23 protein-coding genes and 2 pseudogenes are annotated in these 22,641 nt (G+C 68.4%); 9 read left to right on the top strand and 16 right to left on the bottom strand.

Annotated features, from left to right (window positions below; genetic code table 11):
* Positions 1 to 36: 36 nt before the first annotated feature.
* Positions 37 to 711: a TetR/AcrR family transcriptional regulator C-terminal domain-containing protein gene (locus tag J2S55_RS39540; RefSeq protein WP_306871823.1), complete on the bottom strand. Its 675-nt coding sequence runs from the start codon at positions 709 to 711 to the stop codon at positions 37 to 39.
* Between the two features lie 115 nt (positions 712 to 826).
* On the opposite strand from J2S55_RS39540, the gene J2S55_RS39545 reads away from it, so the two are divergent.
* Together J2S55_RS39545 and J2S55_RS39550 are read left to right on the top strand one after the other, a co-directional pair.
* On the top strand, positions 827 to 1,867 hold the full coding sequence (locus tag J2S55_RS39545) for an NAD(P)-dependent alcohol dehydrogenase (RefSeq protein ID WP_306871825.1): 1,041 nt from the start codon (positions 827 to 829) through the stop codon (positions 1,865 to 1,867).
* A 93-nt stretch (positions 1,868 to 1,960) separates the two neighbouring features.
* Positions 1,961 to 2,437, top strand: a complete 477-nt coding sequence (locus J2S55_RS39550) for a DUF6326 family protein (RefSeq protein WP_306871828.1) — start codon at positions 1,961 to 1,963, stop codon at positions 2,435 to 2,437.
* Positions 2,438 to 2,541: 104 nt separating this feature from the next.
* Here the strand turns inward: J2S55_RS39550 and J2S55_RS39555 are convergent, their stop codons facing one another.
* The 3 genes from J2S55_RS39555 to J2S55_RS39570 form a co-directional block, all read right to left on the bottom strand.
* Entirely contained in the window at positions 2,542 to 2,730 is a 189-nt protein-coding gene (locus J2S55_RS39555; RefSeq protein ID WP_306871830.1) for a hypothetical protein, read from the bottom strand.
* 316 nt (positions 2,731 to 3,046) lie between these two features.
* Positions 3,047 to 3,982, bottom strand: coding sequence for a recombinase family protein (locus J2S55_RS39560; RefSeq protein WP_306871832.1), 936 nt, complete (start codon positions 3,980 to 3,982; stop codon positions 3,047 to 3,049).
* Positions 3,983 to 4,511: 529 nt separating this feature from the next.
* Positions 4,512 to 5,672, bottom strand: a complete 1,161-nt coding sequence (locus tag J2S55_RS39570) for an IS630 family transposase (protein WP_306875770.1) — start codon at positions 5,670 to 5,672, stop codon at positions 4,512 to 4,514.
* A 33-nt stretch (positions 5,673 to 5,705) separates the two neighbouring features.
* On the opposite strand from J2S55_RS39570, the gene J2S55_RS39575 reads away from it, so the two are divergent.
* Positions 5,706 to 6,059, top strand: coding sequence for a hypothetical protein (locus J2S55_RS39575; protein ID WP_306863763.1), 354 nt, complete (start codon positions 5,706 to 5,708; stop codon positions 6,057 to 6,059).
* Between the two features lie 50 nt (positions 6,060 to 6,109).
* On the opposite strand, the pseudogene J2S55_RS39580 reads toward J2S55_RS39575, so the two are convergent.
* The 5 genes and pseudogenes from J2S55_RS39580 to J2S55_RS39600 all read right to left on the bottom strand — a co-directional run.
* A pseudogene (locus J2S55_RS39580) lies at positions 6,110 to 6,664 on the bottom strand (transposase); the annotation flags it as partial.
* Positions 6,665 to 6,684: 20 nt separating this feature from the next.
* Positions 6,685 to 7,611, bottom strand: a pseudogene (locus J2S55_RS39585) (MFS transporter); the annotation flags it as partial.
* Between the two features lie 133 nt (positions 7,612 to 7,744).
* On the bottom strand, positions 7,745 to 9,052 hold the full coding sequence (locus J2S55_RS39590) for an NAD(P)/FAD-dependent oxidoreductase (protein WP_306871833.1): 1,308 nt from the start codon (positions 9,050 to 9,052) through the stop codon (positions 7,745 to 7,747).
* Complete coding sequence (locus J2S55_RS39595; RefSeq protein ID WP_306871835.1) at positions 9,042 to 9,896, bottom strand: alpha/beta hydrolase; 855 nt, start codon at positions 9,894 to 9,896, stop codon at positions 9,042 to 9,044. Before J2S55_RS39595 ends, J2S55_RS39590 begins: the two co-directional genes overlap by 11 nt.
* Positions 9,893 to 11,122, bottom strand: a complete 1,230-nt coding sequence (locus J2S55_RS39600) for a metal-dependent hydrolase family protein (RefSeq protein ID WP_306871836.1) — start codon at positions 11,120 to 11,122, stop codon at positions 9,893 to 9,895. The genes J2S55_RS39595 and J2S55_RS39600 overlap by 4 nt, the downstream gene beginning before the upstream one ends.
* An 87-nt stretch (positions 11,123 to 11,209) precedes the next feature.
* On the opposite strand from J2S55_RS39600, the gene J2S55_RS39605 reads away from it, so the two are divergent.
* Positions 11,210 to 11,869 (top strand): TetR/AcrR family transcriptional regulator, encoded by a 660-nt coding sequence (locus J2S55_RS39605; RefSeq protein ID WP_306871838.1) that lies wholly within the window; start codon positions 11,210 to 11,212, stop codon positions 11,867 to 11,869.
* Between the two features lie 222 nt (positions 11,870 to 12,091).
* Here J2S55_RS39605 and J2S55_RS39610 read toward each other — a convergent pair whose 3' ends face one another.
* The 4 genes from J2S55_RS39610 to J2S55_RS39625 form a co-directional block, all read right to left on the bottom strand.
* Positions 12,092 to 12,646: a transposase gene (locus J2S55_RS39610; protein WP_306871839.1), complete on the bottom strand. Its 555-nt coding sequence runs from the start codon at positions 12,644 to 12,646 to the stop codon at positions 12,092 to 12,094.
* Positions 12,643 to 13,224, bottom strand: coding sequence for a helix-turn-helix domain-containing protein (locus tag J2S55_RS39615; protein WP_306871840.1), 582 nt, complete (start codon positions 13,222 to 13,224; stop codon positions 12,643 to 12,645). The genes J2S55_RS39610 and J2S55_RS39615 overlap by 4 nt, the downstream gene beginning before the upstream one ends.
* Positions 13,225 to 13,399: 175 nt before the next feature.
* A complete protein-coding gene (locus J2S55_RS39620; protein ID WP_306871842.1) occupies positions 13,400 to 14,596 on the bottom strand; it encodes an FAD-dependent monooxygenase in 1,197 nt (398 codons plus the stop codon).
* 45 nt (positions 14,597 to 14,641) lie between these two features.
* Positions 14,642 to 15,139: a helix-turn-helix domain-containing protein gene (locus tag J2S55_RS39625; protein ID WP_306871843.1), complete on the bottom strand. Its 498-nt coding sequence runs from the start codon at positions 15,137 to 15,139 to the stop codon at positions 14,642 to 14,644.
* Positions 15,140 to 15,345: 206 nt separating this feature from the next.
* On the opposite strand from J2S55_RS39625, the gene J2S55_RS39630 reads away from it, so the two are divergent.
* Positions 15,346 to 15,933, top strand: coding sequence for a recombinase family protein (locus J2S55_RS39630; RefSeq protein WP_306871846.1), 588 nt, complete (start codon positions 15,346 to 15,348; stop codon positions 15,931 to 15,933).
* Positions 15,934 to 16,257: 324 nt separating this feature from the next.
* Here the strand turns inward: J2S55_RS39630 and J2S55_RS39635 are convergent, their stop codons facing one another.
* A complete protein-coding gene (locus J2S55_RS39635; RefSeq protein WP_306871849.1) occupies positions 16,258 to 17,091 on the bottom strand; it encodes a helix-turn-helix transcriptional regulator in 834 nt (277 codons plus the stop codon).
* Between the two features lie 144 nt (positions 17,092 to 17,235).
* On the opposite strand from J2S55_RS39635, the gene J2S55_RS39640 reads away from it, so the two are divergent.
* A complete protein-coding gene (locus tag J2S55_RS39640) occupies positions 17,236 to 18,015 on the top strand; it encodes an NAD(P)H-dependent oxidoreductase (RefSeq protein ID WP_306871851.1) in 780 nt (259 codons plus the stop codon).
* Between the two features lie 423 nt (positions 18,016 to 18,438).
* Here the strand turns inward: J2S55_RS39640 and J2S55_RS39645 are convergent, their stop codons facing one another.
* A complete protein-coding gene (locus J2S55_RS39645) occupies positions 18,439 to 19,083 on the bottom strand; it encodes a TetR/AcrR family transcriptional regulator (protein WP_306871852.1) in 645 nt (214 codons plus the stop codon).
* A gap of 137 nt (positions 19,084 to 19,220) precedes the next feature.
* On the opposite strand from J2S55_RS39645, the gene J2S55_RS39650 reads away from it, so the two are divergent.
* A complete protein-coding gene (locus J2S55_RS39650; protein ID WP_306871854.1) occupies positions 19,221 to 20,186 on the top strand; it encodes an NAD(P)-dependent alcohol dehydrogenase in 966 nt (321 codons plus the stop codon).
* Positions 20,187 to 20,206: 20 nt separating this feature from the next.
* Here the strand turns inward: J2S55_RS39650 and J2S55_RS39655 are convergent, their stop codons facing one another.
* Positions 20,207 to 20,776 carry an IS5 family transposase gene (locus J2S55_RS39655; protein WP_370879746.1) on the bottom strand — a complete coding sequence of 190 codons (570 nt, stop codon included), beginning with the start codon at positions 20,774 to 20,776 and terminating at the stop codon, positions 20,207 to 20,209.
* An 86-nt stretch (positions 20,777 to 20,862) separates the two neighbouring features.
* Between J2S55_RS39655 and J2S55_RS39660 the strand changes: the two genes are divergently transcribed.
* Positions 20,863 to 21,435 carry an RNA polymerase sigma factor gene (locus J2S55_RS39660; RefSeq protein ID WP_306871857.1) on the top strand — a complete coding sequence of 191 codons (573 nt, stop codon included), beginning with the start codon at positions 20,863 to 20,865 and terminating at the stop codon, positions 21,433 to 21,435.
* The gene (locus J2S55_RS39665; RefSeq protein ID WP_306871859.1) at positions 21,428 to 22,276 is read left to right on the top strand and encodes a CU044_5270 family protein; all 849 of its coding nucleotides are present in this window, start codon (positions 21,428 to 21,430) and stop codon (positions 22,274 to 22,276) included. The genes J2S55_RS39660 and J2S55_RS39665 overlap by 8 nt, the downstream gene beginning before the upstream one ends.
* Positions 22,277 to 22,641 lie beyond the last annotated feature (365 nt).

Here is a 22,641-nt window from a genome sequence, read left to right on the forward strand (position 1 = left end):
CGGTGCAGGGGGCCGCGCGACGGTCCGTGAGCGTCGCTATGCGGAGGCTCTCAGGGGCTCCAGGGCGGCTAGGACGAGGTCGAGGCCGAAGATGAACTCCTCCGCCGGGTCGTAGCCGGCAGCGACGAGCGCCGCGGCGGACTCGTTGAGGAAGGGGAACTCGTCAGGAGGAAGCTGGGGCAGGAAGACGTCCTCGGTCATGTCCGCGAACTCATCGGCGGTGTCGAACTGCAGGCTGGCTTCCTGCAGGGCGAAACCGTAGACATAGCTGTTGAGCAACCAATTGGCGTGCGTCGCCATCACGACCGAGAAGCCAGCCCTCCGCAGGCAGGCGGTGACCGCCTCGCGGTGGCGGAGGTTCGCGGGCCCCGGCGATGTCCGCGACTCCATCAGGCCGATCGCCCACGGGTGGCGCGCGAGAACCTGTCGGGCGGATACCGCCTCCCGTCGCATCGCCGACTGCCAGTCGGCCTCTTCGGGCGGGAGCTCGATCTCCTCGAACACGACGTCGATCATGGCGTCCAGCAACTCCTCCTTGCTCGCCACGTAGTAGTAGAGCGACATCGCGCCCGCGCCGAGCGCGCCAGCCAGCCGGCGCATGCTCAGCCCGCCGACCCCCTCGCTGTCGGCGAGCCGGACCGCCTCGGCCACCACCCGCTGCTTGCTCAGCCCCGCGTCTGACGCGACCTGGCGTTGTTCCCTCGCAGACACGGTTCTCCTCGCTCTCGAACGGCTTGACAATCGTACAACGTACTATCATAGTACGGCGTACGACGTACGGTGTACGAGCCTGCGAGAGTCGCAGCTCGGACGTGAGGAGGCTTCGGTGGGAATCGAACAGCGATCGAATGCCGGAGCACGCCTGGTTCCGGGGGCGAGTCCGGCCGGGGCGGCGACGATGCGGGCCGCCGTCCAGTACCGCTACGGCCCGCCCTCAGTGCTCGAGTCGTCCGCCGTCGGGCTACCGCTGCCCGGTCGAGGCGATGTGCTCGTCCAGGTGGGCGCGGCCTCGGTACACCCTGGCGACTACTTCGTGATGACCGGTGTGCCGTATGCGGTGCGCCTGGCGTTCGGGCTCCGCCGGCCGCGCCACGGCATCCCGGGCAGGGACCTCGCCGGCGTGGTGGCAGCGGTCGGGAAGGATGTCACCGCTCTCCGCCCCGGCGACGAGGTGTTCGGCTGGAGCACCGCCGGAACGCTCGCGGAGTACGCCTGCGTCCCGGCGGACAACCTCGTGTCCACGCCTGCAACCCTGTCGGTCGTGGACGCGGCAGCGGTGCCCACGTCGGCCATGACGGCGTTGCAGGCATTGCGCAAGATCGCGAATGTTCAACCGGGCCAGACGGTGCTGGTCACGGGAGCGTCGGGCGGCGTGGGCTCCTTCGCCGTACAGATCGCCAAGGCTTTCGGCGCCGAGGTGACGGGTGTGTGCAGCACCCGCAACGTCGACTTGGTCCGGTCGCTCGGTGCCGACCATGTCGTTGACTACACGAGAACCGACTTCACCCGCACCGAGAAGCGCTACGACGTCATCCTCGACAACGTGGAAGCGAAGCCGCTGGCGGCTGTCCGCCGAGCACTGACGCCCACCGGCACCCTCATCCCCAACAGCGGACGCGGCGGCCGCTGGCTCGGCCCCCTCGGCCGGATCGTCAAAGCACGCGTGCTGTCCGGGTTCGCCCGTCAGCAGCTGAAGCCCTTCACGTCGATCGGGAAGCGCCAGGACCTGCTCACCCTGGCCGACCTGCTCACGACCGGGCAGGTCACGCCCGTCATCGACCGCACCTACCCCCTCGACGAAGCAGCCGACGCCCTCCGCTACGTCGCGGCCGGCCACACCCGAGGGAAGGTCGTCGTCACCGTCTGACGACCGGACCGACGCGAACGACCCAACCCATGCGTACACGCCCAGACCTGCCGCCACTCCGGCGGAGGGACCGTCCTCTCGAAAGAAGAACCGATGACCATCCGAACGAAATCGCCGAACCTGCTCGACAACCCGCCGATTCCCGTGCAGGCCAAGCTCGCCGCCGCATGGACCAGCTTCATGTTTCTCTACGCCTACGTCGACATCTTCAACTTCTTCAAGCCCGGCGTCATCGACGACATCCTGGCTGGCGTCGTCTTTGAGTTCGACATCAGCCCGACGTTGTTGACCATGATGCTCGCGTCCGTGGCGATCCCGGCCCTGATGGTGATGCTCTCCATGACGCTGCCCGCCCGGGTGAACCGCGCCACGAACCTCGTCGTTGCATTGCTCTACATCCCCTACTCGGTGGTCAACGCGGTAGGGGAGTCCTGGGACTGGGCCTCCTTCTACGGCCTCTCCATCGGAATCGAGGTGCTGCTCCTGGCCTTCATCCTGCGCTCCGCCTGGACATGGCCTCGAACCCCCGCCGTCCCAGCCGGTCCCGCGACGACCGACCTTCGACAGTAGGTATCCGTGTAAACGCGCCTCGGAAAGTCCTGCGGCGTGAAGCCCGCCGCCGCGGACACCGCCGACCGTGACCAGCTCAGTCGCCGTATGCGCAGAGAACCTGCTCACGAACGGTCCGGTGTGCACATGCCGAAATGCTCAGAAGCCCACCGCTTGGGCGGTTTGGAATCGCGCTCAGTGATCATCACATTTCCGCAATGGGCATCGGAATAATTCACTGCCTGCGTGGCGCGGCCAACGACGCCACCATCGCCGCCGGCGCTCATGGCGGAGACTGGCCGAATGGATTTCACGCCCACAGGTTGGGCCGCTCGCTACGACGGCAGCGGCGCCAACGGACAGACTTGGTGAGCGGTTGAGTCCTGGAACACCAATGGCACGGCGATGGTCGTCGACCCTGCCACGGCGAAGCTGACCCCGGCATCGGGCTTGCCGGGCTTCGAGCGGCTAGAGGAAGCCAGCCGGGTCGTTGCGGCTTTCCCTGCGCACCCGGGCTGGGGTGCCGGTATGACCGACGGGTGGGCCGACGACGTCACTACCGAGCTGGCCGAGCTCCTGGATGATCCGGATCACGATCCAGACGTCGACTTCGACGAGGAGTACGAACGGCTATAGGCCGGCGAACTCCGCGCGGGCCGCCTCCACGGCGTCGGGATACGCGCTCGCCTTGGCGTGCGCTGCCAGGGCCCGGTAGACGCTGGCCACACTCGGCGACTGCCCCCGGCGCTTCCCCGAGGCGATGACCAGGTCCTGCGCGATGGCCTCGACCTTCTCCCCGGCCGCCTGACGGCGCAGCACGGTGTGCAGCATGTCCTCGGTGATCACCGGCGGCCGGCCGCCGTGCTTGCCCTGGCGCGCGGCGGCGTCGAGCCCTTCGAGAGTGCCCTCGCGGATGCTGTCGCGCTCGGTCTCGGCCAGCGCGGCGAAGAACGCGAACAGGATCCGGCCGTGCCCGGCCGGGTCGTAGATCCCGGCCAGCGGGCCGGCGAGCATCTCCAGGGCCAGGCCGTGCGCGGCGAGGTGATCGGCGATGGCGGTCAGCTCGGCGCCGTCGCGGCCGAGCCGCTTCATCTCGTACACGGTGACGATGACCCGGCAGTGCGGGGCGTGCGCCTTGATCTCCCGGGCGGTGGCCAGGGCCGCCTCGAACTGCGGTCGGAGGCGCACCCGGGTGCTGATCTTCTCGGAGAAAATTTTGTCCCGGGGTATGCCGTACGCGGCGAGGGCGTCGAGCTGCGGCTGGAGCTCCTGCCGCAAGGTGCTGCACCGGGCGTACCCGATCCGGATGTCGGCGGCCGGACCGTCCGAGCGCGGCGCGACCGGCGGCGGGGTGCCCGGCCGCCAAGGCTGCCCGGGGCCGCGGTCGACAGGCGTGGGTACCCGCAGCATCTTCGCCAGGCGGGGAACCTGGGTGAACCGCCCGGTGTGGTACGTGCCGGCGACCGCCCCGGACCGTGCCCGGCACGGCGAGCCGGGCTGGACGCCGCAGCGGGGGCAGGGGTGGCGCTCGACGTCGTCGGCGTCGCGGATCTCAGCGTCGGTCACTCCACAATGTTCTCACAAACATTTCCGACAACCCTCGCCGCGCTCTCTTGAGTGAGAACGGGTTGTGAGAACAGATCCGGCCCGGGTCCGGCTCGTCGACGGATCGGTTGATCTTGCTCTCAGAATGGATTGTTTATGAGAACGCCGACAGCAGTCGTCGTCGCCCGCCGTCGCCGGAGGAGTGGCTATGCGCCGTGCCCTGGGCGATTCTCTCCGGTGCCTCGGCGGGAGCTCGGTGCACGGCAGGGGCGTGACGGTCGGGGCGGCGTTGTTCCGCTTTTGGCTGGCCGTACTTGCGGCTGCACCGTGTTCTGGCTCCGGCCCCGGATCTTGCGCGATCTTCACCACGTCGGGCCCGGCGGCACGGGCCTGCGTGGACATCCGCGCCTGGATGGACCAGTGGAACGAGGCCCCCAAGCCGTTCGCGTGGACCAAGACGGCCGAGGAGATCCTCGAATCCCTCGCTCAATATTGCCGACGAATATCAGGTGGATGACACTAGTGGTCGCGCCCGTTAATTCGTCGGGGATCATCCGGCCAGCGGGTGCGGTGCATGCCGGTCGTGCTGTCTGATGCGTGCCAGGAGGCGGTTGAGGTCGGTGCGGGTGAACTTCCAGTCGAAGGGCCTGGCTGCGGCGTTGTAGTGGTTCTCGAAGGCGAGGATTTGGGCGGCGAGCTCATCGAGGTCCTCAAAGTCGTCGGGGCTGAGGAGCTTGCGCTGGATGACGGAGAAGTAGACCTCGATCTGGTTGAGCCAGGAGGCGTGGACGGGCAGATGGACCATCTGGGCGTTCGGGTAGGCGTCGCTGAGCCGGGCTGCCGCCGCCCAGTTCCGGTGCGAGGAGCCGTTGTCCACGACCCAAAAGACCCGCCTGGCCGAAGCGTATGGCTCGCTCTGCATCACCTGGTCCACGAGCGCGGTGAACGGCCTGATGCCAGTGGTTGGCTCGCACCGACCCATGACCCGGGCATGATGGACGTCGTAGGCGGCCAGGTAGGCGAGGGTGCCGAAGCGGTGGTACTCGCTCTCGATCCGCATCGCCCGCCCCGGCCCCGGTGGGAGCGGGAGGTGGATGCGCATGCGGGCCTGGACGCCGGGCTTCTCGTCGGCGCTGAGCACGTACTCGTCCTCACCGAGCGGCTCCCCTTCCCATTCCCGCTGGTAGAGGTCCAGGACGCGGGATGCCTTGAGGGCGAAGTGCGGGTCACGAGGAAAGATCCACGACCGGTGCTGCCAGGGCTTCAGGGCGTCGTCGGCGAGCCAGCGGCGCACGGTGGACGCCGAGGGCGCGGGAGCGATGCCGCTGGCTGCCGTATGGCGGGCCAGCTCGGGGCAGGTCCATCGGGCCAGGGGAGTTCCGCTCGAGGTGGGCATCTCGCACGCGAGGGCCTTGACCCCGGCCACGATGCGGGCGGAGAACACGCGCGGCCTGCCGGGGCGCGGCGCGTCGGCCAGCCCCTCGATGCCCTGTTCACAGTACCGACGCCGCCATTTGCGGGCCGTGTCCTGGCAGATGCCCAGTCGCTCCGCGATCATCCGGTTCGCTGTGCCCGCCGCGGCGAGCAGCACAATCTGTGATCGCAGCACCAGGCGAAACGGCGCTGAGCCGCGCCGGGACAGGGACTCCAGCTCAGCGCGCTCAGCGTCGCCAAGGCATATGACATAGGGACTGGAGGGCATGCCCTCCATGGTGCAGCCAGGCGGGTAGGGCACGATGGCCGTATGGCAAGGCCACCTGAGTCGACCATGACCTCGCTACGCCAGCGCCTGGCCGCCAGGGCACGCGAGCGCTGGCCTCAGCTCGCCGGCATCACCGTCCGCTATCACGGCGAGTTCGCCTATGTCGCCGGCCGGCTCCCCGATGGCACCACCCTGCCGCTCTGCCGGCTCCGCTACGCTGGATCCGCCACCAGCTGGGGGTTCGCCATTTACCGCGCCAGCCACGACGACTACGAGAAGTCCGTCCTGTCCACCGGCTACCCGGCCGGCACCCCGCAGGAAGCCCTCGACTGCGCCTGTGGCCTCTACCTCGGCGACACTACGGCCTGGCTCAACCCGCCATCCCCGACGAATTAACGGGCGCGACCACTAGTGCGATGACCGGAAACGTTTGCCGGGTTGGGTGATCATGCGGCGAAGATGAAAGGGCGTCCGCCGAAGCGGATGCCCTTTTCGCTGCGGACACGGGCGCGTTCGCGGCGCTGGGCGGCCAGCACGTCGGGGTGGCGGGCGTTGGCGTTGCGCCAGCGCAGATAGGCATGCAGGGCCCGGGTCTGCACCACATGGTTGGGGTGGTCGGAGCCGGCGATGGTGAACTGCCGCAGCGGCCCGAAGTGCGCCTCGATCGGGTTGGCCCAGGACGCGTAGGTCGGGGTGAAACACAACTCGACCTTGTTCTTCCTCGCCCAGGCGCGGATGCGCCAGTTCTTGTGCGCCGACAGGTTGTCCAGGATGACGTAGATCGGAGCGCCATCGGGGCGGGCGGCGCGGATCGATCTCAAGGCGGCCCAGGTGCGGTCGATGCCCTTGCGGCGCCGGTTGACCCCCCACAACGTGTCCTCGCCGACGGAGTAGCACCCATGGAAATAGGTGATCCCGTGGGTGCGGTGGTAGGTGGCCGGCAGCCGCTCCGGCCGCCCTCGGCGAGCCCAGCCCGCCCCTGTAGAGGGCCGGGTACCCAGTCGGGGCTGGACAGGCCCTGGACGACGTAGACAGGCAGCGACAGGGCGAGGAAGGTGCTGCACAGGGCGAAGATCATGCACGTCCCGATCAGCGCGAGGTAGGGCCGGTCACGCAGCAGCGCCCGGTGCCCGGAAGGACGGTCCGCCGGTGGCGGTGCATGCGGCAGCGCCGGCACCGCGAGCACGACCATCAGCGCGGCGGCCAGGAACGCCAGCGCGCTGCCCAGGATCAGCTCGTCGTAGACGCCCGTGGAGTCGAAGGCGAGCATCGCACTGGCCAGCAATGCCTGGCCGCCGGCGCCTGCTTCCCTGATCATCCCCGTGCGCGCGTACCAGTGATCTTTCGCCTCCGCCGACCCGGCGTCCGCACGGTCGGTATGATCGGCGATGAGCGTGAAGATCGAGGACCAGTAGACCCGCGACCCCACCATCGTCACGAGGACGGCGGCCACCAGCGAGCCCGCCCCGGAGACCGTCAGGTAGAGCAGGGAGCCGAGCCCTTGCAGCGCCTGGCCGTCGGCAACCACCAGTCGCGGCCCGAACCGATCGGCCAGCCGTCCGACGACGATCGGCGCCGGCAGGGTCAGCGCTGTGGTCACGCTGACCAGCAGCCCGATGGTCGCCAGGTCCAGGTCGGTGACCTTGAGGAAATACGGCAGGGACAGCGGTCTTGCTCTGGGTGATCCCGCCCGGGTGACGTGCGAGCTGACGGCGTCGCCACGGTGTGCCCTTTTGAAGAGTGCTGTCGAGCCGTGGTGGATCGACTGAATCCTCTCGATCCAGACATTAGGAGCGCATGTGTGGAACAAGCGGCAGAATGATCGACCGTGCCTCTTCGCTTGGCTTATCTCACCGTGACCAACACGTTCGCCGCAGTGCGACTGCTGCCCGTGGGTGCTTCTGACCTCGCCGCCGGGCAAGGTCCTGCACCGGCTATGGCTCCTCATTCGACCGGACACCGCCAGGGTAAGTGGATCTCCACTGCGGACGGTCCTGGACGCGCCACAACCGACACCGTACGGATTCAGCCGACGACTCCCAGGCGGATGACATTAGTGGACGAGATGCCAAGAAGGCGCATCAGCCCAGGACTGTGCCTGAGTTCTCGGTGCCGGGGGGACGCTTGCGGGAGAACGCCGAAAGGTCTATGGCCAGGCCGGTGTGCTCGCCGACGAATCGCACCGGCCGTTCGTCGTGATCTACGCCGTTCTCGGTCTGTTCGATGATCGCGGCGAGGAACTTGCCGACGACCGGTGCGTTCTTGAACTGGTTGCCGCTCGTCCCCATGGCGACGTAGAACCCGTCCAGCTCCGTACGGTCGTAGATCGGCGTCCAGTCGTCGGCGACGTCGTAGACTCCCACGACCCCGCGAGCCCGATTCGGTATCTCCAACGCCGGTAGCCGTCGCGCAGCCCTCGTCACCTGGGCCTCGAACACCGCCGTCGTCGGATGCGCAGTGACGGCATCCGGGTCGTCCACCCACTGCAGCGGGTCGCATTCCGGTTCCGTACCACCGACCAGCAGTCCCCCGCCGGCCTCACCGCGCAGGTAGACACCCAGGTCCATGTCCGCGACGCAGATCCCGGCGTGGTTGTCGGCGCCGAAACCCACGGGGGCCGCGACGTGCGCGACCTCCTGCCGTAACGGCCGGCATCCCACGGTGAAGTCGGATCCGACCGAGGCCAACTCGTTGATGCGGGTCGACCATGGGCCTGCGGCGTTGACCACCACGCCGCAGGGGATCCTGCTCCCGTCCGCGAGTGTCACCGCGGTGACTTGGCCATGGGCCCGTTCGATCCCGCGCACCGACGCATGGAACCGGAACTCGGCACCGTGTGCCCGCGCGGCGGCGGCCAGATTCTGCGCCGCCAGTTGCGGATCGTTCACGAACCCCGCATCAGGTGTGTACACGGCACCCAGCGTGGTTTCGGTCTCGGCCCAGAACTCGTCGTCGTCGATACGTTTCGGTGGCCAGTACCTGCCGACGTCGATACCCGGGATCCGCTCCGACAGGTCCGCACTCGTCCACTCCTCGAACGGGATACCCGCGTTCTGGAACAACGGCAGGTACACCGACCGAGGAGCCACGTCCACGTCCAGCATCGCCATCCCGCACCGTACGTACCGAGCTAACGGCCCGACATCGTGGCCAAGGTGCTCCGCCCACGACCTCCAGCCGAAGTGCGCCTCCCAGGCGGTGGCGACGCCCGCGGCGGTGGAGAAGTTGAACCGCACCACCGCGCTGGACGCACTCGTGGAGCCGTGGCCGGCTCCTCCGGCCTTGTCGACCACCGTCACCTGCCAGTCACGGCGGGCGAGTTCCAAGGCGACCGACGCGCCGATCACCCCCGACCCGATCACCACGACATCCGTGCGCTTACCGGGCACGGCAGGTCCTGAGATAACTGAGGAACGAGGCCTGCAGGCCGGTCACGTGCGTTTCGTCCAGGATCGCGCTGGTGACGGCTCCACTGCGTGAGGTGAGGCGGTGCAGGAGGGTGGCCGTGTTCTTCGTGATGCTCTGGTAGACGGCCAGGTCGCCGAGAAGCTCCTGGACGTTGAAGGTCACGTGCAGCCTGGCCGCACGCCGGCTGTCCCCCAGCTCTTCGAGCTGGGCGAAGACCTGACTGTCCGTACTGACGACGCCGGGGCTGCCCGCTCCGACGCTCTCGAAGAGCGTGCTGCCGGAGAGCCAGGTGTAGAGGCTGAAAAGTCCGCCGTAGGAGTAGCCGTAAAGGCCGTGACCGCTCGCGGCTGTGCCGTAGTCGCCTTCGATCCGCGGGTGCAGTTCCGCGGTGAGGAAGCTCAGGAACGCATCGGCGTGGGTGTCGCTCAACTCGGCGAGGTAGGCGTCGGCTTCCTCGCGCGTCATCACACCCGCTTGGAATCCCTTCTCCACGGCATCGATGAACTCCTGGGCGATGGGCTCGCCGGGGGGCACGAGGTCTCTGTTGCGCAGCCGTGCCCAGTGTTGTGCTTCCTCGCCCGCGTAACCGACGCTGACCTGGATATAGGGCTGGATCTGCTGCATGGGGTCCAGCTGGGTGACGATGAGCGGAGCCGTCATGCCCACGGCCCAATTGCCGTCGAGCACGTACACCGCGGGCGCCGGCGTCGTGGCGGGGTCGTAGCCCGGTGGCGTGGTGACCCAGACGCCGTAGTCGTACCCACCGCTGGAACGCAGCTCGAAGTAGTCGGTGTCGGCGAGGCAGCCCTGCCACATGGCGCTCATCGCAGGTCCTTCACCACGCGTCCGGCCTGGACGACGAGGACGGCGTTGGCGGGGTCGGCGAAGAGCTTCGGATCTTCGAGCGGGTTGCCGTTCCAGAGCACGAGGTCTGCCTGCATGCCGGGAGCGATGACCCCCACCTGGTCCGACAGGCCGAGGATCTCGGCGTTGGTCTTCGTGGCCGCCACGAGAGCTTCCATCGGCGTCTCCAGCTCCGCGCGCAACTTGAGCTCTTCACCTCGGCGGTCCTGAGCCGGACCGATGAGATCGGAACCCAGCCCGATCCGCACCCCGGCCTCCTTGGCGGCAGCGAGCGCCTCGGTCATCCGCTCACGGACACCCAACACACGATCGCGGACCGACTCGCCGAGGCCGGCTTCCGCGGGGTCGTGCAGCAGTCGCTCGACGACGGCGAACGTGGGCACAAGGGCGACCCCGCGCGTGGCCATCAAGGTGGCCGTGGGCTCATCGAGGTCGGTGCCGTGCTCGACACAGCGCGCCCCGGCCTCGACCGCGTTCCGAATGCCCTCATTGTTGTGGGCGTGAACCGTCACGTAAGTGCCCCGTGCCGCGGCTTCCTGCACAGCGACAGCGATCTCCTCCACGGTGAACTGGGTGTCGGTCAGCCGGTCGTGAGCGCTGACCACTCCCCCGGTCACGCAGAGCTTCAGGAAGGAGGCTCCGCGGCGGAAGGCCTCACGTACGTTGCCTCGCAGCTCGTCCGCGTTGCCCGACATCATGGACAGGGCACACAGACCCGGAAGGTGATGGCCGCTCCACAGCTCGGTGGGTTCCCAGTCGGCTCCGTAGTAGCCGTGCCCACCGATCTGGCACTGCACAGGTCCGCACGACAGGACGCGCGGTCCCCTGACCTTGCCCTTCGCGATCGTGGTGACGACGCCGCCGTCGATCCCGCCGGTGTCCCGGACGGTCGTGAAGCCGGCGTCGAGCGCTGCGCCGGCCGTGGCGAAGATGTCCGCCGCGATCTCGGCGGCACTGATCTGGAACGAGAACTGCGGCTGGATCGGGCTCGACAGGCCCAGGTGAACGTGCGCGTCGATCAGGCCGGGCGTCATCGTCAGTCCCCCGGCGTCGAGCCGCTCACCGGGTTCGTCACCGGAGGCCCCGAGCTGGGTGATCCACCCGTCTTCGACGGTGACGTCGACGTCTATGGGGTCGCGCCCCGTCCCGTCGGCGACCGCCGCGCCGACCACCTGCAAACGTCCCACGAATCGTTCCCTCCGCCGTCGCGAGCTGACTGCGACCATGTACGAAGCAACACGGCACCGCCAGCAATCTTTTCCAATGGATAAACTGTGGGAGTGATCCTGTCAACCTCGGAACGCAAAGGCGACGCACGCGAGCGCCTCCTGGCCCGGCTCCTCGACGCCTTCGACGAGGCCCTTCCCTCACCGGAGGTGTCGCTCCGCGAGATCGCCGCCCGGACCGAGACCAGCCATGCCCTCCTGCGATACCACTTCGGGTCACTCCCGGGCGTCCTGGCGGCCATGCTCAAGGCACAGCGATCTCGTGACAACGAGGCCCTCTTCGCAGCCGCCCAGCAGGGCACCTTTGCCAACCTCGTCGTGGCGATCTGGCGGACCTACACCCGCCCGGAGCAGTTGTCGCGTGTCCGCGGCTTCTTCCACGTCGTAGGACTGGCCGCGTACAGGCCGGAGGACTTCCGTGAGTTCATCGACTCGCTCGACGACCTGACCAAAATGCTGGCCTCACTCGCGGAACGCGAAGGGCACGACACCGGGGAAGCGCTGACCATGGCCACCGTCACCATTGCCGCGATCCGCGGCCTGCTCTTACAGGAAGTCCTGACTCCAGGAGTCCACTCGGGGAACGCCGTCGACTTGATCCTGCGCATGCTCCCCGGCAACGCGGCCGGTGTTCACTCAGGCGATGGAGTACGCCCGCACCATCAAGCAGGCCGTCCCGCACCAGTGCGTGATCGTCATGGTGCGTGAGATGAAGCGAACTTCGATCTGGGCGCCAAAGAGGGCCGGTTCATGTTCGCGTCCTGGCCGCGGCCGCGGAATACGAACTGGAGCTGCGAGCCGAGCGCCAGGCCGAGGGTATGACCGCCGCCAGGCGCCGCGAGGCCACTGGTGCCACGCTGCCCGGCAAGAAAGACCGGCCGGCCGCGCGTGATCGGCTTCGCCGAGCTGGCCGCCCTAGTGCTGCGTTCCTCAAAGCAGGTAGACGAACTTGCGGCGCAGGATCCGGGGCCGTGGCGGTGGTCGCCCCCAGATCCAGGGCTGGGCGTGGGCGTTGAGCTGGGCGGTGGCAAGGGCGACCGCGTGGGCGATCTCGACGGCGTCGGCGAAGGTCTGCCCGGCGAACGCCGCCTTGCGTAGCAGTCGCCACCAGCCCTCGGCCAGGTTCAGCCAGCACGCCTTGACCGGGATGAACACCTGACGGATCCGCGGGTGACGGACCAGCCATTGGCGGACCTTCCAGCTGAAGTGGCTGGACAGGTTGTCGGTGATGACGACGATCGCGCCACGCCGGTTGGCTTTTGCGATGCGGGCCAGCAACTGGATCCAGCCGTCGCTGTTGCGTGAGGGCGCGCAGAAGGTGAGCTCGGTGCCGTCACGGATGCGCAGCGCGCCGTAGACCCAGGTCTTGTCGGTGCCGCGTGAATACTCCAACCTGGCTTTGATCCGGTGCCCGTCGGGAGACCAGGCGGGCGCGGGTGCGAAGGTGCGCGGGGTCACCGGCCCCAGCTCGTCGGCGCAGATCACCGTGGTCGCGGCCGGCGGCTGGGTGTAGAGGCCGATGATCGTGGCTCTTTTGGGGCGAAGTCCGGATCGGTCGATTCGGTCCAGGAGCGGGTGTGTCGCCAGCGGACCTTCTCCGCTCGCAGGATCCGGCGGACCTGGCTGCGCGCGATGACGATGCCCTGCGCGCGGGCGGCGGCGGTCAGGCTGTCCAGCGTCCACTGCGCCGGGCCGCTGTCGTCGGTGGCGGCCAGGTCGCCGGCCGCGTCGCGGGTCAGGCGTCCGGGCGGGGTCGAGCGCGCCAACGCGATGAGCTGTCCGCGTTCGACCTCGGTGATCCGTGGTTTGCGACCCGTCCCGGGCCGGTCGCCCAGTCCGGCCAGGCCCTCGGCGTTGAATCGCTCGATCCGCTCGCGCACGGTCTGCATGTGACAGCCGAGCTTGGCCGCGATGGCGCTGGTGCGCAGGCCCTGCCAGCTGAACACGATCATCTGCGCTCTCATGATCCAGTCGGCCGGGGCATGACGGGCGCCGGCCAGCTTGCGGATCTGCCGGTCCTCCTCGGCGTCCACCGGCGGACGCGCGTACAGCAGTTTCGGCATGGCAATCCCCCCTGAGACCATCATCACCCCAGGTCGATAGGGATCTCCACTCCCATTCAGGAATGCAGCACTAGGGCTGTGACCAGAAACGATCACCGGATTGGGTGAGGGGTTCAGGCTGCCGGTGCGGGCCGACCGCCCCAGCGGATGCCCTTCTCACTGCGGATCAATACAGTTAGCGCCTGGCGAGGTCGCGGTAGTCGCGTAGCGTGATGTTCTCGGCGGCCTTGCGGGCGATTTTGGTGGCCATGTTCTTGCCCGGCAGGTAGGGCATGATCTTGTAGTAGCGGTTGAGGAGTGAGGCCAGCAGTTGGTTGCCGGGGACCATGAGTTTGGCGACGCCGTCGCCCATCTTCTGGCAGCCCGTCGCGTACTCGCGCATCTCCTGCTCGTAGCGGGAGAACGCGACGCGGTGGTCGCCGTGCGCGGCGGCCAGCTCTCCCGCGAGGATGTACGCGCCGACCAGCGCGAGGCCGGAGCCCATGCCCGACAGGGAGGAGGGGCAGTAGGCGGCGTCCCCAACCAGGGCGACCCGGCCGCGACTCCAGGTGTCCATGTGGACCTGGCCGACCGAGTCGAAGTAGAAGTCGGGCGCGTACCGCATGTCGTGCAGCAGCCGGTCGCTCTGCCAGCCGTTCCCGGCGAACTGCTCGGCGAGGACGGCCTGCTGGCGTGCCACGTCGCGGCGGTCGAGGTCCAGCATCGGTGAGGCGAAGTAGAAAACGGCCTTGGCCTCGGTGTTGTGGCGGGCGCTGTACATCGCGACGAGCCTGCCCGCGGTGCGGTAGGCGTGGCCGGTGTGGTCGAGCCCGAGGTGGTTGGCCGTGGTGAAGATCGCGCAGTGGACGCCGAGGTGCTTGACGAACTGCTCCTCCGGCCCGAACGCCAGGCGGCGGGTGTTGGAGTGCAGTCCGTCGGCGCCGATCACCAGGTCGAATCTGCGGGGCGCGCCGCGTTCGAAGGTGACGGTCACGCCGTGGGCGTCCTCGGTGAGAGAGGTGATGGAGTCTCCGAAGATGTACTCGGTGTGTTCCTTGGTGGCGTCGTAGAGGATGCGGGCCAGGTCGCCCCGGAGAATCTCGACGTCTCCGGCGAACAGATCGGCGGGCAGCTTGGCCTGCGTTTTCCCGGCGCTGTTGACGTACGACATGGCGCCCACGCCGGTCTTGCTGCGTTCGATGTCGGCCAGGAGGCCCATCTGGCGAAGGACCGACAGGTGCGCCTCGCCCCGGAAGTCGACGGCGTAGCCGCCGTCGCGCAGGGCGGGGGCGCGTTCCACGATCGTGGGGGTGAAACCGTGCCGGTGGAGCCAGTAGGCGAGCGCGGGGCCGGCGACGGAGGAGCCGGAGATCAGGACGTTGATGTTCTTCATGAGGAGAGCTTCTACGGGAGGGCTCACCGCGCGCTCACCGCCGGCTCACCGCCTCGACGAGGGTTTCGGGCAGGGCCACACCTCCTTGACCCACCCAGCGACCGCCTCGTCGTCCCGCTCGATGGCCCGTCGGGCCGGGACCTGCCAGGACCAGCCGTTACGCGCCAGCAGTTTCCGCACGCCCTGGATCGTGTAGACCATGTGGAAGCACCGACCGATCACCGTCTTGATCCGCGCCAGTGTCCAGCGCTGGTCCTCCCAGCCGTGCGCGGCAGACCCCTTGGCCAGCTCTGCCTCCAACTGCGCGAACTGCTCCTCGCTCAGCCTCGGCAGCGATGCCGGCCCCTGCGACCGCAGGGCCTGCGGACCGCCCTCCTCCCACTTCTGCCGCCACCGTTGTACCGAGCGGACGTTGACGCGCAGGGCCTTGGCGATGACTGAGGTCGCCTCGCCCTGGGCGAACCGCTCGGCCGCCTTGAGCCGCAACTCCTCGCGAAACTGTTGCCGTTCGGCAGTCAGCCCGCCTCCTTGTGGATACCGCATGCCCCGGTGATACCGCACGGACGACGAGCCATCAGCCCCTACGACACCACGAGTTCAACCTCAGTAACGAACGTCTGATGAACGTCATCGGGAGCACGTCCGGGCGAGCCACCGTAACTCGTCAAAGCGTTCATCTTGCCGTTCATCTTCCAATAGTGTTCAGCTACCTCGCACCACACGTTTGATGAACGGAAGGCGCTCTTTCTATGGCGCTCATCGGCCTGGTCCGGGTCAGCACCGACAAGCAGAACACCCAGCGGCAGCACGACGCCCTCGATCCGATCTGCTGGAAGGTCTTCGAGGAGAAGATCAGCGGCAAGCTCGCCACCGATGACCGGCCCGCGCTGCTGAACGCGCTGTCCTACATCCGCGATGGCGACCTGCTGACCGTCCAGGAGGTCGACCGCCTCGGCCGCAACCTCTTGGAAGGACTCATCGTCCTCACCGACCTGTTCCACCGCGGCGTCGGCGTCAAGGTCCTGGAAGGCATCGCGTCCGGCGAGCACACCGAACGCTCCCTCATCCTCGACCTCGCGCTCGCCCTGGCTGAAGACCGCCGCCGCGACATCACCCGCAAGACCAAGAACGGCCTGGACGCCGCCCGCAAACGCGGCCGCGTCGGAGGCCGCCGACCCGTGGTCGACGACGACAAACGCGCCGCTATCCTGGCCCGCCGCCAGCGCGGCGAATCCATCCGCACCATCGCCGCCGGAGTCAACGTCTCCGTCGGCGTCGTCCACAAGACCCTCGCGGCCACCGAGGGCAAGCCCACTGACCAGCCCTCGACTCTTTGAGGAGAGCGCCATGCCGCTGCCCCAGATCCCGCTCGACGACCCGCATGTCCTGGCCCTGGCCAGGGCTCGCCAGCGCCTCGCCCACGACAGGGCGCTCGCCCGACCTGGGAGGAGCTGACTGACAAGGAAAGGAGGGCTCTCTTCCCGATGCCCGGACACCCCTCCGCGCCCGAACTCCAGCTAAATCCCAGGCATGCCTGCCTGCCACCCTCGGCCACCACGCCGGCCTCGGCGCAGACGCCGACGAACGCAACACCCGCGAAGACAACCCCGCCGATCGCCGCCGCTGACCCCAACGGCTTCTTGCGGCTCATGACACATTCGTTACCGGCAGGCCTTCACCGTGGGATGTCCATTACCACTGAGCGCGCCCAGCAGGCGCAGCCCGTCCTCGGTGGGGCTCCCGGGTGCCGCGGACAGCACCAGCAGCTCCATGCCCGATTCACCCGGCAGCGCGAAGTTCTCCTGGTGCAGTTCCAGCAGTCCGACCAGTGGGTGCCGGTACGCCTTGCGTCCATGTGTGCGGGCCCGTACGTCCGCGCGGGCCCAGAGGCGGCGGAAGCGCTCGCTGCCCATCGCCAGCTCGCCGACAAGCGAGGCCAGGCGCGGGTCGTCGGGGTATTTCCCGGCCGCCAGGCGCAGGTGCCCGACTACGTCGAGGGTGCAGGTCTCCCAGTCGGCGTACAGGCCGCGCTCGGCCTCCTCGAGGAAGATGTGCCGGGCGGTGTTCAAGCCCGGCATCTCCCGACCGTAGAGGAGCCCGGCGAGGCGGTTCCCGGCGACCACGTCCAGCCGGTGGTCCATGATCAGGGCGGGCGCGTCGGTGACCAGGTCAAGTACGCGCAGCAGCTCCGGCCGCAGGCGCCCGCTGGGAGACTTCGCGCGGCGGCGGCGCTGCCGCGCAAGCCGGGACAGGTGCCCGCGTTCGGTCTCATCGAGTCCGAAGACACGGGCGAGCGCGTCGAGGACCTGTTCGGAGGGCTGGGTGGCGCGGCCCTGCTCCAGGCGTACGTAGTAGTCGACGCTGACCCCGGACAGGTGCGCGACCTCTTCGCGGCGCAGCCCTTCGACGCGGCGGCGGCTGTCGACGGGGATGCCGGCGGCGGAAGGGTCGACCCGGGAACGTCGGGTGCGCAGGAAGCCCGCGAGATCGTCCATGCGCCCCATTGTGGCTCTGATTGCGCAGGTGAAGGTGGTCCTGCCAGTACCAGGAAGTCCCGTCCGATGGAAGAGGCGCCCCTGAATGACGCGGCCTCGGCGGTCGAGCATCAATGGCGACACACCTCGTTGAAGGGAACAGCCATGAAGACGCTCATCGTCTACGCCCACCCCGAGCCCCGTTCGCTGAACGGCTCCTTGAAGGACCTCGCCGTGTCCACTCTCGAAGCCGCCGGGCACGAGGTGCGGGTGAGCGACCTGTACACGATGAACTGGAAGGCCGTGGTGGACGCGGCCGACTTCGGCGAGCACGCCACGAGCCCGCTGCAGGTGATACCGAGTTCGGCCGGGGCATACGATGCCGGCGCGCTCACGCCCGACGTGGCGGCCGAGCAGGAGAAGCTACTGTGGGCCGACACGGTGATCTTCCAGTTCCCGATGTGGTGGTACACGATGCCGGCGATCCTCAAAGGCTGGGTGGACCGGGTGTTCTCCTTCCGCTTCGCGTACGGCGTCGGAGTGCACGACGAGACCCGGTACGGCGAGCGTTTCGGTGAGGGGACGCTGCAGGGGCGGCGGACGATCCTGTCGGTAACCGTCGGGGGCCCGGAGTCCCACTACACCGATCGCGGCATCAACGGCCCGATCGAGGACCTGCTGTTCCCGATCCACCACGGGATTCTGTACTACCCGGGTATGGAGGTGCTGCCGCCGTTCGTGCTGTACGGCAGCGACAGGATCACCGACGGTGACTTCGAGGACGCCGCCAAGGCATGGAAGGAGCGGCTGCTGTCGCTGGAGACGACCGAGCCGATCGCGTTCCGGCGCCAGAACTTCGGTGACTACGAGATCCCATCACTGCGGTTGAAGGAGGGCCTGGAAGCGCCGGGCCGCAAGGGTTTCGGCCTGCACGTGCGAGGCTAGCCGCCGGCGAGGGACAGGACGAGCGACCACCCGCATCAGAACGGCCAGTGATGATAACCCGAGCCCCGGCGGCTCGCCTAACGTCACTGGCCGTTCGGTTGCTGCTCAACCCCCTTCGCCCGCCCGCGTCCGTCGAGGGTTTCGGCACCTGCGCGCGGCCACACCCAGCCCCGCCCAAGCGCCGAAACCCTCCCGGCCTGGGCCGGGACGGCCACCCGGCCGGCGCAACAACCAGCCTGCCCCACGCCACGACGTCTACACCGCCACGGGACTGACCAGCTCGGAGAGCATCAAGATGAAGCCGAGGATCAAGAAATCCGCTAACCCGCGTCCGCGACGTACGGGTTAAAGATCAAGCTTAAGGCCTGTTGCGAAAGTGGAGTTGTCGGACTGGACGTGCCCTGCGGCAGGTACCGTTTCATGTCAGGCTCTGGGGGGCCGCTGCCCCTGGGAACTGTCAGTTGCAATCGGGAGGCTGCGTAGTGTCAGCGCAGTCGGCGGAGGCAGCGGTTTGTTGGCCGTGTCGGTCCGGAACGACTGGAGCAGATAGGCCACCAGGCGCCGGGACGCTGCACCATCATCCGGTAGGGCGGTCACCAGACCGCAGTGTGCCAACAGGACCACGGCGAGGTCGGAAGGGTGAAAATCGGCCCGCAGCGCGCCCGACGCCTGGGCCCTGCGTACCAGGGTCGTGAAGTCCCGCTCGGCTCGTTGCCGGGACTGCGCGTGTTCCGACGTGCTTTCCGGGAAGGCCGCGACGAACGCAGCTGGGAACCCGCGTTCCTCCCGTTGCAGAGTGCAGACCGTCTCAACCAGCTGCTGGAAGCCCTGCCACGGGTCAGGGGCGGCCAGAGCCTCGGTGAGCGCCCGCGCGCAGGTCTCCATCTGCTGCGCGAACGCGCCCCGCACCAGAGCGTCCCGGGTCGGGAAATGCCGGTACAGCGTCGCCACGCCGACCCCGGCCCGACGGGCCACGGTCGCCATCGGGGCGTCGATCCCGTGCTCCGCAAAGACCGCACGGGCGGCGACGAGGATGCGCTCCCGGTTGCGCCGGGCGTCCGCCCGCACCCCGTCCCGGGCTGTGATCCGAGAGGATTCCGCTATCACTGTCTCTCGCTTCCGGTCCAAACGGACGATTGCGTCCGTTTAAGAGCTTACGGTCGATGCCAGACCCCTGTACGGCCCCCGGCGGCAAAGGCAGAACGATGAACGACCGCATGATGAAGGCAGTGCTCTACGACCGCTACGGTGGCCCCGATGTGCTCTACGCGGGCCGCGTGCCACGCCCCGAGCCGGCCCGCGGCGAGGTCCTTGTGCAGGTGCGCGCGTTCAGCGTCAACGGCGGCGAACTGGCAGCCCGTGCCGGCCGTCTCCGTCTCCTGACCGGCCGGAAATTTCCCAAGCGCGTCGGCTTGGACTTCACCGGCGAGGTCGCCGCACTGGGTGCCGGAGTCACACGGTTCGCGGCCGGCGACCGCGTATGGGGGGTCTTGGGCCGCGCCTCCGGGTTCGGCAGCGCCGCCGAGTACGTGACCGTGCCCGCCGAGCGGGTCGGCCGGCTCCCCGACGGCCTTGACCTGGTGGACGCCGCCGCGCTGCCGGTGGCCACCACGGCCATCACCGCGCTGCGGGACAAAGCCGGGCTGCGCCCCGGCGAACGACTCCTCGTCCGGGGCGCGGCGGGCGGTGTCGGCAACGCCGCCGTCCAGCTCGGACGGGCGTACGGCGCCGAGGTCACGGCCCTCGCCCGCGCAGCCAACCTCGACTTCGTCCGCGGGCTCGGCGCGCACAAGGCTGTCGACCACCGGACTGTGCGGCCGGCGGAACTGGGCCGCTTCGACGTGGTCCTGGACACCGTGGGGACCGATCTGCGGGTCTTCCGGCGCCTACTGAATTCCGGCGGGCGCATGGTCACCATCGCCTTCGACCTGAAACGGCCCGCTGCGTCGCTCGGCTATCTGGCGGCCAGCACGGTCCACGGACACGGCCGGGTGCGCTTCTTCAGCGGCAACCCCATGCGGGCGGACTTCGACGACCTCGCCCGCCATGTGGTCGAGGGCAAGCTGAGCCCCGCGGTGGACACGGTCTTCCCCCTGGAGGAGACAGCAGCGGCACACCGGGCGCTGGAGGCGGGCGGCGTCCAGGGTAAGTACGTGGTCAGGGTCGCGTAGGACCCCTGTGGAGGCGCTGATCACAGCCACTCGTTGATGGCAGCGATGAGGACAGTCGCCTCGTAGCGGACCGCCAGCTTGTCGTATCGCGTGGCGACGGCGCGGTGCCTCTTGAGGCGGTTGATCCCGCATTCGACCGCGTGACGCTCGCGGTGGTCGGCTGGGTCGAAATGCGGTGGTCGGCCGCCGCGGGAACCGAGCTTCTGGCGGTTGCGCGCCTGATCGGCTTTGTCGGGGATGGTGCAGCGGATTCCGCGGCGGCGCAGGTAGGCGCGGTTTCTGCGGGAGGCGTATGCCTTGTCGGCGCGGACCCGACGGGGACGGACACGTGGCCGCCCCGGCCCGATGCGGGGCACGCGGATCTTCTCCAAGACGGGTTCGAACTGCGGCGAGTCCCCGCGCTGCCCAGCGGTCACCACGATCGACATGGGCTTTTGGCCCTGCTCGACGGCTAGGTGCAGTTTGGTGGTGAACCCGCCGCGCGAGCGTCCCAGCCCGTGATCACCAGGCTCGGTGAAGATGCCGCCTGGTGGTTCCTTCTGTGAGTCACCCTGCTTGCGGGCCCCGGCCCCGTACTGGGCGTAACGCACGTGAGGGAAGACGATCCTGGCTTGCGGCGAAGAACGAGTGATCGTAACCATCACCCGTAAGGCGGGCTTATGTCGGAGACAAGAACTTGATCGCCGAAGTGGGCGAACAGGTGACCGATGCCGAACTCGTCGCCCAGTGCTGGCGGGACCCTGACCTGTTCGTCATCGTGCACGACCGCTACTACCGCGACGTTTACCTGTACGTGGCCGGTCGCCTGGACACGCAGATCGCCGAGGACATCACTGCCGAGACGTTCCTGCTGGCCTTCGATCGGCGCGACCGGTTCGACCCGGAACGCGGGAGCCTGCGGCCCTGGCTGTTCGGCATCGCCACCAACCTGATCGCCAGGCACCGGCGCAAGGAGACACGCCACTACAGGGCGCTGGCCCGGCTGGGGCCGGAACCCGTCGTGGAAGGCCACGAGAGCCGGGTCGTCGCCTCCGTCGCCGCTGAGCGCATGCAGCCGCACCTGGCCAAGGCACTTGCCGCCCTGTCCGGTGGCGAGCGCGACGTCCTGCTTCTCGTGGCCCTGGGCCAGCTCGGCTACGAGGAGGTGGCCCAGGCGCTCGGCATCGCCATCGGCACGGTGGGCTCCAGGCTCAGCCGAGCGCGCGCGAAGATCCTCGCCCTCATCGACAAGGAGACAGTCCATGGATGACCTCGACACGCTCGCCACCCTGCTGACCAAGCCCGAGCCGTCCACCGAGGCGATCACTCGCAGCAGGAGCCGGCTCCAGGACAGGATGCGAGGCCGCGCGCGACGGCGGATCGGGTGGCTCATGCCGGGAGTCGGCCTGGCCACCGCCGCCGCGGCGGTCGTCGCCGTGATCGCCATGGGTGTGACCACGCCCGCCGGCGCACCGGTCTCGGGCAGCGAGGTCCTGCTCATGGCCGCCACCAGTGCGGAGCGTACGCCGCAAGGTTCCGGGACCTATTGGTACGTCAGATCTGAGTGGTCAAACCCGGAAATCCCGGCGATGGAGAGCTGGACCAGGCGTGACGGCCGGCGCTGGACCAAGGGCGAGCCGGGTGACCCTCCCGGCGTCGTCGTACCGTCCCCGCTCTCGCTCAGACTCAAGGGGGCCGAGGTGAGCTTCGAGGATCTCGAAGGGCTGCCGACGGATCCAGAGGCGTTGAAAGCACGGATCACCGAGCGGAAGGGGAGTGCCGGAGACATGAGCCGGTCCGAGCAGCGAGGTGATCCGCTCTTTCCCCTGCTCTCGCTGATCTCGGAGCTGCCGACGCCTTCGGAGGTCCGTTCTGCGGCGTTCCGAGCGCTGGCCACGACACCGGGAGTCGAGAGCAGAGGTGTGGTCGAAGGTGGGCAGGAACTGCTGATCCCCGACCCCGAAGGCGGGCGGGAGATCAAACTGGTCGTCGATCCCGAGACCGCTCGGGTGACCCGCACCAACGTCCTCCTCTCCGGCGACGGAAGCACGGCGTCGACTGATGAATTGATCTCGGTGACCACCAACTGGACGGACCAGCCTCCCCGGTAGGGGGCTGGGTGACGACGGCTGAAGGCTCCCACCACCCGTACGGAGACGGCGGGGCGACTCGGCCGTGTCCTGAGGGCTGCCCCCACGTCCATGAGCGGAGTTCAACCGGGGCGGCCTGGGAGGTTTCGCATCTGGCGGGCGCGTGCCCATGGCTGAACGGTCTGGCGGGCGCGTGCCCATGGCTGAACGCAGGAAGAGACCATTTCCCCTCGCACAAAGGCAGATCATGAGTTTAGGTAAGTCGCTCCTTGCCGTCGCCATGGCAGGAACGATCGTGGGCATCACACCGGCGCCAGCACCGGCGCAGACACCGCAGCCTCCCTCCCAACCGGCGAACGGGGTGACCCTGATCACCGGTGACCGTG

This window comes from Streptosporangium brasiliense (assembly GCF_030811595.1).
GTDB lineage: Bacteria > Actinomycetota > Actinomycetes > Streptosporangiales > Streptosporangiaceae > Streptosporangium > Streptosporangium brasiliense.

Coding starts and splice junctions, on each gene's coding strand:
- J2S55_RS39550 (WP_306871828.1), top strand. CDS start 1,961: ATGACCATCCGAACGAAATCGCCGAACCTGCTCGACAACCCGCCGATT.
- J2S55_RS39570 (WP_306875770.1), bottom strand. CDS start 5,672: ATGGAGGGCATGCCCTCCAGTCCCTATGTCATATGCCTTGGCGACGCT.
- J2S55_RS39575 (WP_306863763.1), top strand. CDS start 5,706: ATGGCAAGGCCACCTGAGTCGACCATGACCTCGCTACGCCAGCGCCTG.
- J2S55_RS39595 (WP_306871835.1), bottom strand. CDS start 9,896: ATGAGCGCCATGTGGCAGGGCTGCCTCGCCGACACCGACTACTTCGAG.
- J2S55_RS39615 (WP_306871840.1), bottom strand. CDS start 13,224: ATGCCGAAACTGCTGTACGCGCGTCCGCCGGTGGACGCCGAGGAGGAC.
- J2S55_RS39620 (WP_306871842.1), bottom strand. CDS start 14,596: ATGAAGAACATCAACGTCCTGATCTCCGGCTCCTCCGTCGCCGGCCCC.
- J2S55_RS39625 (WP_306871843.1), bottom strand. CDS start 15,139: ATGCGGTATCCACAAGGAGGCGGGCTGACTGCCGAACGGCAACAGTTT.
- J2S55_RS39630 (WP_306871846.1), top strand. CDS start 15,346: ATGGCGCTCATCGGCCTGGTCCGGGTCAGCACCGACAAGCAGAACACC.
- J2S55_RS39635 (WP_306871849.1), bottom strand. CDS start 17,091: ATGGACGATCTCGCGGGCTTCCTGCGCACCCGACGTTCCCGGGTCGAC.
- J2S55_RS39640 (WP_306871851.1), top strand. CDS start 17,236: ATGAAGACGCTCATCGTCTACGCCCACCCCGAGCCCCGTTCGCTGAAC.
- J2S55_RS39650 (WP_306871854.1), top strand. CDS start 19,221: ATGAACGACCGCATGATGAAGGCAGTGCTCTACGACCGCTACGGTGGC.
- J2S55_RS39665 (WP_306871859.1), top strand. CDS start 21,428: ATGGATGACCTCGACACGCTCGCCACCCTGCTGACCAAGCCCGAGCCG.